Source organism: Streptomyces sp. NBC_00989 (assembly GCF_045162655.1).
GTDB lineage: Bacteria > Actinomycetota > Actinomycetes > Streptomycetales > Streptomycetaceae > Streptomyces.
In genome coordinates this window covers 1031986-1043777 of the sequence record NZ_CP108728.1, presented here as the reverse complement: position 1 = coordinate 1043777, position 11792 = coordinate 1031986, and the positions used below count along the sequence as shown (strand labels likewise).

General features: G+C 70.8%; 10 protein-coding genes. 7 read left to right on the top strand and 3 right to left on the bottom strand.

Annotation, left to right across the window (positions count from 1 at the left end):
* Positions 1-38 precede the first annotated feature (38 nt).
* Together OG714_RS04705 and OG714_RS04700 are read left to right on the top strand one after the other, a co-directional pair.
* On the top strand, positions 39-1187 hold the full coding sequence (locus tag OG714_RS04705; RefSeq protein WP_406118712.1) for a CaiB/BaiF CoA transferase family protein: 1149 nt from the start codon (positions 39-41) through the stop codon (positions 1185-1187).
* Positions 1188-1213: 26 nt separating this feature from the next.
* Positions 1214-2359, top strand: a complete 1146-nt coding sequence (locus tag OG714_RS04700; protein ID WP_406118711.1) for a thiolase family protein — start codon at positions 1214-1216, stop codon at positions 2357-2359.
* 4 nt (positions 2360-2363) lie between these two features.
* Here OG714_RS04700 and OG714_RS04695 read toward each other — a convergent pair whose 3' ends face one another.
* Together OG714_RS04695 and OG714_RS04690 are read right to left on the bottom strand one after the other, a co-directional pair.
* On the bottom strand, positions 2364-3605 hold the full coding sequence (locus OG714_RS04695) for a cytochrome P450 (RefSeq protein WP_406118710.1): 1242 nt from the start codon (positions 3603-3605) through the stop codon (positions 2364-2366).
* 137 nt (positions 3606-3742) lie between these two features.
* Entirely contained in the window at positions 3743-4942 is a 1200-nt protein-coding gene (locus OG714_RS04690; RefSeq protein WP_406118709.1) for an acyl-CoA dehydrogenase family protein, read from the bottom strand.
* A gap of 191 nt (positions 4943-5133) precedes the next feature.
* Between OG714_RS04690 and OG714_RS04685 the strand changes: the two genes are divergently transcribed.
* The 5 genes from OG714_RS04685 to OG714_RS04665 all read left to right on the top strand — a co-directional run bounded on the left by OG714_RS04685 (position 5134) and on the right by OG714_RS04665 (position 10836).
* A complete protein-coding gene (locus OG714_RS04685; RefSeq protein WP_406118708.1) occupies positions 5134-6606 on the top strand; it encodes a FadR/GntR family transcriptional regulator in 1473 nt (490 codons plus the stop codon).
* Between the two features lie 126 nt (positions 6607-6732).
* Positions 6733-7881 (top strand): acyl-CoA dehydrogenase family protein, encoded by a 1149-nt coding sequence (locus OG714_RS04680; RefSeq protein ID WP_406118707.1) that lies wholly within the window; start codon positions 6733-6735, stop codon positions 7879-7881.
* 26 nt (positions 7882-7907) lie between these two features.
* Positions 7908-8675 (top strand): SDR family NAD(P)-dependent oxidoreductase, encoded by a 768-nt coding sequence (locus OG714_RS04675; protein ID WP_406118705.1) that lies wholly within the window; start codon positions 7908-7910, stop codon positions 8673-8675.
* On the top strand, positions 8672-9862 hold the full coding sequence (locus OG714_RS04670; RefSeq protein ID WP_406118704.1) for an acyl-CoA dehydrogenase family protein: 1191 nt from the start codon (positions 8672-8674) through the stop codon (positions 9860-9862). The genes OG714_RS04675 and OG714_RS04670 overlap by 4 nt, the downstream gene beginning before the upstream one ends.
* Positions 9859-10836 (top strand): NADPH:quinone oxidoreductase family protein, encoded by a 978-nt coding sequence (locus tag OG714_RS04665; RefSeq protein WP_406118703.1) that lies wholly within the window; start codon positions 9859-9861, stop codon positions 10834-10836. The genes OG714_RS04670 and OG714_RS04665 overlap by 4 nt, the downstream gene beginning before the upstream one ends.
* A gap of 9 nt (positions 10837-10845) precedes the next feature.
* Here OG714_RS04665 and OG714_RS04660 read toward each other — a convergent pair whose 3' ends face one another.
* On the bottom strand, positions 10846-11709 hold the full coding sequence (locus tag OG714_RS04660; RefSeq protein WP_406118701.1) for a mycofactocin-coupled SDR family oxidoreductase: 864 nt from the start codon (positions 11707-11709) through the stop codon (positions 10846-10848).
* Between the last annotated feature and the right edge of the window lie 83 nt (positions 11710-11792).

The following is an 11792-nucleotide window of genomic DNA, read 5'->3' as shown; positions in this document are numbered from 1 at the left end:
AACAAGTCTCCTCAACTGAAGCTGTCAGGGAGGGTGTTGTGACCGCAGGACCGCTGTCCGGCTGCCGAGTGGTCGAGTTGGGCGGCATCGGACCGGGCCCGTTCGCGGGCATGCTGCTCGCCGATCTCGGCGCGGAGGTCGTCCGGGTGGACCGGCCCGAGCGGGCGCACGAACCCGACGCGGGCGGCCCCGCGGACGTACTCAACCGTGGGAAGCGTTCGGTCGTACTCGACCTGAAACACCCGGCCGGACCCGCCACCCTGCTCCAACTCGCCGCGCGCGCCGATGTGTTGATCGAGGGCTTCCGCCCGGGCGTCACCGAACGCCTGGGCATCGGACCGCACGAGTGCCTCGCCCGCAACCCCCGGCTGGTCTACGGCCGGATGACCGGCTGGGGCCAGACCGGACCCCTCGCCGCGGCCGCCGGACACGACCTCACCTACATCGCCCTCACCGGCGCACTCGGCGCGATCGGAGACACCGGCGGACCCCCGCAGATACCGCTCAACCTCGTCGGCGACTTCGGGGGCGGCGGCTGCTACCTCGTGATCGGCGTGCTGGCCGCCCTGCACGCCGTAGGGAGCACGGGAGTCGGCCAGGTCGTCGACGCGGCCATCGTCGACGGCACCGCGCACCTCCTCGCGAGCACCTTCGGCAAACTCGGGCGCGGGGCGTGGACCGACGAGCGGGGCATCAACCAACTCGACGGCGGCTGGCCGTTCTACGCCGTCTACGAGACCAAGGACGGCCGGCATGTGGCGGTCGGCGCCCTGGAGGCCAAGTTCTACCGGTGCCTGATCGACCTGCTGAAGCTCGACGTCGATCCCGGCCTCCAGCACGACCGCGCGACCTGGCCGGAGCTGCGCCGCCGCCTGGCGGAACGCTTCGCGGAGCACACCCGCGACGAATGGGCGGCCCTGTTCGAGGGCACCGACGCCTGCGTCGCCCCCGTCCTCGGCCTCACCGAGGCCGCGGCACACCCCCAAGTAGCCGCGCGCGGCAGCCTGTTCGCCCGGGAAGGCGTCGTCCAGCCCGCCGCGGCACCCCGCTTCTCGGCGACACCGTCGAGCCCCGGCCCGGCCGCACCACCCGTAGGCGCCGACACCCGCGCCGTGTTCCGGGACTGGGAGATCGCCGGCGTCGACGAACTCGTCGACAGCGGCGCCGCCGTCCAGTTCCCGCACTGATTCCCAGCGATCGAGAGGACCCTTCCATGCCCGAGGCCGTCATCGTCGACGCCGTCCGCACGCCCATCGGCAAGCGCAACGGCTCCCTCGCCGCCGTGCACGCGGCCGACCTGTCGGCGCACGTGCTCACCGCGCTGGTGGAACGCACCGGTGTGGACCCCGGCACCGTGGACGACGTGATGTGGGGATGCGTGACCCAGATCGGCGACCAGTCGAGCAACATCGCCCGGTTCGCCGCGCTGGCCGCGGGCTGGCCCGAGCATGTGCCCGGCGTGACCATCAACCGGGCCTGCGGGTCCAGCCAACAGGCCGTCGACTCCGCCGCCCACGCCGTCATGGCCGGGCAGTACGACCTCGTGGTCGCGGGCGGCGTGGAGACCATGAGCAGGGTCCCGCTCGGCTCGCACCGGACCACCGGCCAGCCGTACGGCCCCGCCGTCCTGGCCCGCTACGACGGGTTCCAGTTCAGCCAGGGCGTCGGTGCCGAGCTGATCTCGGAACGGTGGGGCCTCAGCCGCACCCGCCTCGACGAGTTCGCGGCCGCGTCGCACGCCAAGGCCGCCGCGGCGATCGACTCGGGGATCTTCGACGACCACATCGTGCCCATCGAGGTCGACGGCACCAAGTTCACCGTCGACGAGGGCCTGCGGCGGGGCACCTCGGTCGAGACCCTCGCCAAGCTCAAGCCGTCGTTCAAGGACGACGGCGTGATCCACGCCGGGAACGCCTCCCAGATCTCCGACGGCGCCGCCGCCCTGCTGATCACAACTCCGGAACGGGCAAGGGAGTTGGGCCTCAAGCCGATCGCCCGCTACCACTCGGGCGCGGTGAGCGGCGCGGACCCGATCATGATGCTGACGGGCCCGATCCCCGCGACCGAGAAGGTGTTGCGCAGGTCCGGCCTGTGCATCGAGGACATCGGAGCGTTCGAGGTCAACGAGGCGTTCGCACCGGTCCCGTTGGCATGGCTGGCCGAGACCGGCGCCGACCCCGATCGCCTCAACCCGCTGGGCGGGGCTATCGCGGTCGGCCATCCGCTCGGCGGCTCAGGCGCCATCCTGATGACCCGCCTGCTCGCCCGGATGCGCCAACGGAACCTGCGCTACGGACTCCAGACGATGTGCGAGGGGGGCGGCACGGCCAACGCCACGATCATCGAGCTGCTTCCGTGACAGCTCACCAGGAGACGGGCAACTCGTAGATGCCGTAGGCCTGGGAGTCCTCCTTGAACTTCAACTCCGAGACATCCACGGCGAGTCGGAGCGTCGGGATTCGGCGGAACAACGTGCTGAAGACGACGTGGAGTTCGATGCGCGCGAGCTGCTGGCCCACGCACTGGTGCGGGCCCCAGCCGAACGCGTGGTGGTGGGACGCGGTGCGGGTGAGGTCGAGCTTCTCAGGGTCGGGGAACGCCTGGGGGTCCCAGTTGGCGGCGGGCAGTGACGCGATGACGCCTTCGCCCGCGCGGATGGTCTCGCCGTCGATCTCGATGTCGTCCAGCACGGCCCGGCGTGCCAGCAGGTGCGGGATGGTGAGGTAGCGCAGCAGTTCCTCGACCGTGCTCGTCACGTACTTCGGATCGTCCGAGTGCTCGCGCAGGCCCGCGAGTTGGTCCGGGTTCTCCAGGAGCAGCGCGGTGCCCAGCGTGATCATGTTGGCGCTGGTGTCGTGCCCGGCGACCAGCAGGATGTGCCCCAGGGGCGCGGCCTCCTCCATGGACAGCTCGCCCGCCTTGATACGTGCGCCGAGGTCGGAGAGGACGTCCTCGCCGGGGTTGTCCATCTTGGCCTCGATGAGCCCGGCGATGTAGCGGCGCACGGCCGCCGTGCTCTCCGCCGCCCGCTCCGGCGTCTTGAAGCGCGCGTTGGTCACACCCGCGTGTTCCTGGAAGAAGTCGTGGTCCTCGTACGGCACCCCGAGAAGCGCGCAGATCATCAGCGACGGCAGCGGGAGCGACAGCGCCTCGTTCAGCTCGGTCGGGTTGGGACCCGCCAGCATCCTGTCGATGAGGTCGTCGGTGATCCGCTGGATCTCCGGGCGGATCTTCTCCATCCGGTGCCGGGTGAACGAACTGGTGAGCATCCGCCGCCAGCGCGTGTGTTCGGCGCCGTCGGTGTTGTTGATCGACGGCTGGATATGGGCCGCGTGGGCCTTCATCGCCTCGGTCGTGTGCGGGTATCCGGGCGCCCCGATGTTCGCGCTCAGCCGGGGATCGGTCAGCAGCTGCCGCTGGGCCGCGTGGGTCGTGACGACCCACGGGGTCGTGCCGTCCCACGTCTTCGCCCGGACCAGGGCCTTACCCGTGTCGTGCAGCTTGAGCAGCCCCGGCGGCGGCGCGAACGGGCACTGGTCCGATCGGGGCGACGGGTACTCCGGCAGCTCTTCGGCGACGTCGGTTCCGGCCACGTTCTCGGTCATCGTTCTGGTGTCCTCTCGTCGGCCCGTACCTCACTGAACGATACGTCGACCGATCGGTACAATCAATCCTTCGGCGACCTGTCCCGCTGTCCATGGTATTTATATCGACCGAACGGTCCATTTGAGGGCGGCGCAGGTCAGCGGGGCTCTCGCGGCATACCCAGCCCCCGCTCGGCGACCTGCGTCCGCAGCACCTCGTTCGCTCCGCCCGCGATCGTGTACGCCCGCGAGTACAGATGCGCGTCCTGCCACCAGCCCTCCGCCACGGCATCCTCGTCCCCCTCGACCAGCAGCCCGTCCGTGCCCTGGAGGCCCAGGCCGAAGTCGACCATGTCGTGGTTCAGCTCACTGAAGAAGATCTTGCCGAGGAGGGCGTCGGCGGGCTGTTCCGTGCCGTGCAGCATCCGTGACTGGGCGAGGCCGATCAGCGCGGCGTTCACCTGGACCCGCGCGGCCAGTTCGCCGATCGCCTGCCGGGTCGCGGAGTCGTCGAGCGCGGGCCCGCCGTCCACCGTCGTGCGAGAGGCGAGGCGCACCAGGTCGTCGAGCGTGGCGACCAGTTCGACTCCGCGCGCGGCCACGCCGGAACGCTCGTGGCCGAGGCTGCTCATGGCCACTCGCCAGCCGTCGTTCACGCGGCCGATCACGTTCGCGGCAGGGATGCGGACCCCGTCCAGGAATACCTCGTTGAAGTCGGTCGTCCCGGTGATCTCCCGCAACGGCCGGATGCCGACGCCCGGGCTGCGCAGGTCGAGGGCGAACGCCGTGATGCCCTTGTGCTTCGGGGCCTCGCGGTCGGTGCGCGCGAGCAGATAGCCCATGTCGGCGTGCTGGCCGTTGGTCGTCCACACCTTCTGGCCGTCCACGACGAAGACCGCGTCGTCGCCCTCGCCCTCCAGGGCCGCCCGCGTCCGGAGCGCCGCCAGGTCGCTGCCCGCCTCGGGCTCGCTGAACAGCTGGCACCACACGTCCTGGCAGGAGCGGATGCGGGGCAGGAAACGCGCCCGCTGGTCCTCGGTGCCGAACTCCAGCAGCGCGGCCGAGGCCAGCGAGGCGGCGCCGATCGGCTGCCAGGTACGGGCGCGGGCGATCTCCTCGGCCACGACGGAGGGCTCCAGCGGATGGGCGTCGGGCCGGCCGCCGTACTCGGCCGGCCAGCCGATCCCGAGGAAACCCGCCTCGAACAGCTTGGCGCTCCACTCCCGGATCGCCGGCATCAGCTCCGGCTCCGGTGCGCGCACCCCGGCACGGGTCTTGGTGCCCGGAGCGTGCTCCGCGACGAAGGCGCGCACCTTCCTCCGGAACGCTTCGAGCTCGGGCGTGGACTCCAGGCGCATCGCTGTCGGCTCCCTGTTCTCATGCCGTGCTGCGAAATGAGGTTACTCTAACCATGCCGTTCACCCGGTTGCTAGGGTCGTACGGTCGAAAAAGTGGCCTTATCTTGGTTCCAGGTGCCCGAACCGCGCGTCTCCGGCCCGGGTGACCAATAGACTGGGGATCCGCAATATCCGCCCCAGAGGAGTTGGCCATGGCGACTGCCGTCGACCGCGAGCCCGCCGACGGCGAGACCGGTGTCCCGGTCGGCAAACTGGCCGCACAGACCGCCCGCCGTATCGAGGCGACCGTCATCCGTCAGGGCTGGCCGGTGGGGGAGTCGTTGGGGTCCGAGGTGGATCTGCGGGAGCGGCTCGGGGTGAGCCGGGCGGTGCTGCGCGAGGCGGTACGGCTGGTCGAGCACCACCAGGTGGCCCGGATGCGGCGCGGCCCGAACGGCGGCCTGATCGTCAGCGCACCGGACGCCGGACCGGCCACCCGCGCCATGGTGATCTACCTCGAATACGTCGGCACGAGCGTCACGGACCTCCTCCAGGCCCGCCTCCTGCTGGAGCCGATCGCCGCCGGACTGGCCGCCGACCGCATCACCGAGGAGGGCATCGACACCCTCCGGACCACACTCGACGCCGAACTCGACCACTGGGACGAACCGGGCGTCCACTCGCAGGACCCCCTCCACCCCGTGCTCGGCCAGTTGTCCGGGAACCCGGTGCTGCACCTGTTCGTCGACGTGCTCACCCGGCTCACCGCCCGCTACGCGCACACCTCCCGCCGTATCTCCAAGTCCGAGATGCACGCGGCGAAGGACACCTCGCACCGCGCGCACAAAGCCGTCGTCGACGCGGTGATCGCCGACGACGGGGCCCGCGCCCAGACCGAGCTGACCGCGCATCTGGAGTCGGTGGCCGGCTGGATCGAGAAGCACCGGGTGCGGCGCGGGCAGCGGATCGCGGGCAATGTCGTCGAGCCCGAACTGGTCGAGGGCCCGCGGGCCAAGCTCGCCGAAGTGGTCGCGGCCCGCATCCACGACGACATCGCCGCGCGCGGCTGGCAGACCGGCATGGTGCTGGGCTCGGAGGCGGACCTGCTCGCCCGCTACTCGATCAGCCGGGCCGTACTGCGGGAAGCCGTACGGCTGTTGGAGTACCACTCGGTCGCCAGGATGCGCCGCGGTCCCGGCGGCGGGCTGATCGTCACCGAACCCGAGCCGCAGGCCAGCATCGACACCATGGCGCTGTTCCTGGAGTATCAGGGCGTCACGGCCGACGACCTGCGGATCGTCCGCAACGCCATCGAACTCGGCATCGTCGCCCGGGTCACGGCCCGAGTCGCGCAGGGCGACAAAGAGGTGACTGAACGGCTCGGCAGGGCTGTGCGCTGGAGCACGGAGGGCCCCGCCGACGACCCGCGCAAGGCCGACCTCTTCCACACCGAACTGGCCGCGCTCTCCGGCAATCCGGTGCTCGCGCTGTTCCTGTCGATCATCACCGAGCTGTTCCGCCGCCACGCCTCCGGCCACGACCGGCCGCTGCCCGGCGACACGGCGGCGGACGAAGTGCAGCACGTCCACCAGCGGATCCTCGACGCCATCGTCGAGGGCGACGCCGGGGTGGCCCGGCATCGGATGCGCCGCCACCTGGACGCGCTCATCCCTTGGTGGCACTGATTTCCTGACGCTCGACCGGCAACGCCCCTGTGCGGCCTTCGGGTTCACGGGGGCGTTCTGCTGTACCGAGCTGTGTCCGGCGAGACTAATTAGGTATACTGAATAGGCCGAGCCGAAGGAGATCCGATGCGCCGGACCCTGTTCGAAGAGACCCACGAGGACTTTCGTCTGCTGGTCCGTGACTTCATCGCCCGCGAGGTCGTCCCGTCGTACGAGGACTGGCGGCGAGCCGGACTCGTCCCCCGCGACCTGTTCACCGCACTGGGCAAGCTCGGCATCATCGGCACGGCCATCCCGGAGGAGTATGGCGGGGGCGGCCAGGACGACTACCGCTACAACGCGGTGATCCAGGAGGAGTGCGCCCGCGCCTGCGTCACCCTCGGCGGCCTCCGTACCCATCTCGACATCGTCGTCCCGTACTTCACGGGCCTGGCCGATGCCGAGCAACGGGCGCGATGGCTCCCGGGGTTGGCCTCCGGTGAGCTGTACACCGCGATCGCGATGAGCGAGCCCGCCACCGGCTCCGACCTCGCCGGCGTCACCACCCGGGCGGTCCGCGACGGCGACCACTTCCTGCTCAACGGCGCCAAGACCTTCATCACCGGCGGCCACCACGCCGACCTGGTGATCGTGGTCGCCCGTACCGCGGTCGACCAAGACAACCGGCGCGCCGGTCTCTCCCTCCTCGTGGTGGAGAAGGGGATGCCCGGCTTCGCTGTCGGGCGCAAGCTGGAGAAGATCGGCCTGGCCGTCCAGGACACCGTGGAACTCGCCTTCGACGATGTCCGCGTGCCCGCCGCCAACCTCCTCGGCGAGGAGGGCGCCGCCTTCACCCTCCTGGGCCGCAACCTCGCCCAGGAACGCCTCGCCATCGCGGTCGGCGCGGTCGCCCAGGCCCGTACCGCGATCGACCTGACCGTCGCGTACGTCCGCGACCGGACCGTGTTCGGGAGACCACTGGCCCAGTTCCAGAACACGAAGTTCGAACTCGCCGCCCTGGACGCCGAGGTGACGGCCTCGCAAGCCCTGCTCGACGCGGCGATCAGCGCGCTCGTCGCGGGCGAACTGGACCCCGTGGACGCGGCACGGACCAAGCTGGTCTGCACCGAGACACAGGGGCGCGTGGTCGACCGCTGTCTCCAACTGCACGGTGGCTACGGCTACATCCTCGAATCCCCGATCGCCCGCCTGTACGCCGACGCCCGCGCGACCCGCATCTACGGCGGCACCAGCGAGGTCATGAAGCTCATCATCAGCAAGTCCCTGGGCCTTTAGACCGTGTAGACCATGAGGAGTTGGGTGTGAACATCGACGGTTCAGCTGCACTCGTGACCGGCGGCGCCTCCGGGCTCGGCCTGGCCACCGCGCGGCGCATCATCGAACGCGGGGGACGTGTCGTCCTCGCCGACATCTCCGAGGAACAGGGCGTCAAGGCCGTCGCCGACCTCGGCGAGGCCGCACGCTTCGTCCGCACCGACGTCACCGACGAGCCCGCGGTGGCCGCCGCCCTCGACGCCGCGGAACAACTCGGCACCCTGCGTGCCGTCGTGCACTGCGCCGGACGCGGCGGCGACCGCACCAGGATCATCGACCGGGACCGCAAGCCCGGCGAACTCGACACCTTCGCCGAGGTCGTACGCGTCAACCTGATCGGCAGCTACAACGTGCTGCGCCTCGCCGCCGCCCGCCTCGCCGGCAACGAGGTCGTCGACGGCGACCGCGGAGCCGTGGTGCTCACCGCGTCGGTCGCCGCGTTCGACGGCCAGATCGGGCAGACCTCCTACACCGCCGCCAAGGCAGGCGTCCACGGCATCACCCTCGTCGCCGCCCGCGACCTGGCCAGCTGGCAGATCCGCGTGAACACCATCGCCCCCGGCATCATGGACACCCCGATGCTCGGCCGCCTCCGCGCCGACATCCGCGACGGCCTCGCCGCCTCCGTGCCGCACCCCAAACGACTCGGCGACCCGGACGACTTCGCCCGCCTCGCCGTGGAGATGCTGGAGAACCCCTACCTCAACGGCCAGACCGTCCGCCTCGACGGCGCCATCCGCATGGCCCCGCGATGACGACGACGGTGGACGACGAGACCGACGAACAGTTCCGTGCCCGCCTGCGGGTCTTCCTGACGGAGCGGCACCCCGGCCGCCGCCCCAAGGACCCCGCCGAGCGGGTCGCCTGGCAGAAGAAATGGCTGGCCGCGCTGTACGACGCCGGTTACGCAGGCCCGAGTTGGCCGCGCGCGCACGGCGGCATGGACCTGTCCTTCGTCCGCCAGGTCATCTACCAGGAGGAGTACGCCCGCGCTCGCGTCCCGGGCCCCCTGGGCACCGGACTGGGCATCGCCGCCCCCACCCTCATCAAGTACGGCACGCCCGAGCAGAAGGAGCACCACCTGCGCCCCATGCTGCGCGGCGACATGGTGTGGGCCCAGGGCTACTCCGAACCGGAGGCGGGGTCGGACCTCCCCGCGCTGCGCACGACGGCACGGCGCGAGGGCGCGGAGTACGTCGTCAACGGGCAGAAGGTGTGGAACAGTTCGGCCGACATCGCCGACATCGTCTTCACCCTCGTCCGCACCGGACCGCCCGACTCCCGCCAGGACGGCATCAGTTACCTCCTGATCGACGCCCACGCTCCCGGGGTGACCGTACGGCCACTGCGTGACCTGACCGGCGACGCGCACTTCTGCGAGATCTTCTTCGACGACGTCCGCGTACCGGTCACCCACCGCATCGGCGAGGAGAACGGCGGCTGGCCGCTGGTGCGGACGAGCCTCGGGCATGAGCGGGCGGCCGGGGCGATGAACCAAGCGGCCCTGTACCGGCGGGTGTTGGACGAGTTGATCGAACTCGCCCACGAGCGCGGCGCGACGGCCGACCCGATCGTCCGCGACCGGCTCGCGGACTTCGAGATCCGGGTGCGTGTCATGCGGCTCACCGGCATGCGGACCATCGCCGACATCATGGCCAAGGGCGAACCAGGGCCCGCCTCTTCGACGTCACGACTGTTCATCGTGGCCTTCGAGCAGGAGCTGCACGAGTTCGCGGTCGACCTGCTGGGACCGTACGGAATCCTCGGCCGACGCGACCCGCATGCCGTCCAACGCGGGCGCTGGGTATGGGGGTTCCTGCGCACCCGGGCCTCGTCGATCGGCGCGGGCACCGCCGAGATCCAGCGCAACACGATCGCCGAGCAGGTGCTGGGCCTGCCCCGTGACCCGGCGATGCCGACGGCCGTGGAAGGGACGCGATGAGAGCCGCACACTGCACGGAGTACGGGCCGCCCGGCGACCTCTCGGTCGTCGAACTCGACGACCTCCGGCCCGGCCCGGGCGAGGTACTGGTCCGGGTGCACGCGGCCGCGGTGAACTTCCCGGACGTACTGATCGTGGCGGACCGCTACCAGGTGTCCGCGCCGCTGCCCTTCACGCCGGGCAGTGAATTCGCCGGTGTGGTAGCGGAGTTGGGGCCTGGCGTGTCCGGCCCGCCGGTCGGCTCACCCGTCGCAGGGGCGGTGCTCACAGGCGCCTTCGCCGAACAGGTCGTGGTGCCCGTCGCGAGCCTGCGCCAGGTGCCCGAGGGACTCGACATGGTGCACGCCGCCGCGTTCCACGTCACGTACGCCACCGCCTACCACTCCCTCGTCACCGTCGGACGGGGCAGCGCGGGGGAGTGGGTGGCGGTGCTCGGTGCGGCGGGCGGGGTCGGTTCGGCCGCGGTCGACATCGCGTCGCGGCTCGGTATGCGGGTGGTCGCCGCCGCGTCGAGCCAGGAGCGGCTGACGGTCGCCCGCAAGCTCGGGGCCGAGGCCGGTGTCGACTACGTCCACGAGGATCTCAAGCTCCGCACACGGGAGTTGACCGGCGGCGAGGGTGCCCACCTCGTGATCGACCCGGTCGGCGGCGACCACGCGGAGGCCGCCCTGCGGGCGCTGCGCCGAGGCGGCCGGTTCGTCACGGTCGGATACGCGGACGGGAAGATCCCGCGCATCCCGCTGAACCTGGTGCTGCTGAAGGACCTGGTGGTGCGGGGCTTCGAGATCCGTACGGTGCGGCAGTACGCCCCGGATGCCGTGGCCGCCGCCGACCGCGCCCTCGCCGCGATGGTCCGGGACGGGATGCGGCCGCTGGTCTCCCGCGTTCACACCCTCGGCGAGGTCGCGAGCGCTCTGACCGACGTCGCCGAGCGCAGGGCCACCGGCAAAGTGGTCCTGGACCTCACCTCGTAGCAAAGGCCCTCAGAACGTGGGGAGTTGGGGACGCTTGCGGACATAGCCGCCGGCGTCCACCCGCATCTGCATGCCGGTGACGTAGCGGGACTCGTCCGAGACCAGGAAGAGCACGGTGTCGGCGACGTCCTCCGGCTCGACGTAGGGAATGTCCATGCCCGTCGTCGCGGGGAACGACACCAGGGCGTCCTCGCGGGTCGGGTTGTCGAGGTCGGGCCGGAACGACCGGTACATGATGTCGCTGTTGAGCATGTCCGTGTTGACGTTGGTGGGGTGCAGCGCGTTGACCCGGATCTTCCGGGACAGCAGCACAGTCGCCAAGTCGTGCACGAACGCGGCCACTTGGCGCTTCGCGAACGAGTAGCCCAGGCCGCCGGGGCCGTTGGACGGACTGTCGACGGTCGCCGGGGTCAGGGCCGCGATCGATCCGGTCGCCACGATCGAGGCGCCGTCCGGCAGATGGGGCAGGGCGGCCTCGACGGCGTGGACGACACCGTTGAAGTCGACGGTGACGGCGTCGATGAAGGCCTGGACGCCCTGCTGCGGACCGAGCGGGGCGATTCCCGCCTGCGCGACCACGGCGTCGAGCCGCCCGAGTTCGGCCACCCCGTCGGCCACGGCCGCCTTGAGCGCCGCCGGATCGCGTACGTCCGCCTTGCGCGCCACGATGCGCCGGCCGAGCTTCTCGACCTGGCGCACGGTCTCCTCCAGGTCGTCCCCGGTGGCCAGCGGATACGCGTTGGTGGCGATGTCCTCGCACAGGTCGACGGCGATGATGTCGGCGCCCTCCGCGGCGAGCCGGAGCGCGTGGGCGCGGCCCTGTCCGCGCGCGGCCCCGGTGATGAAGACGACCTTGTCCTGTACTCGGCCCATCGTGGGTCTCCTTCCGCCGGAGATAAAAGAGTAGCCTGAATACTGTCCGATGGGGCTGTTCGTGATCCATGATCGGCGTCAAG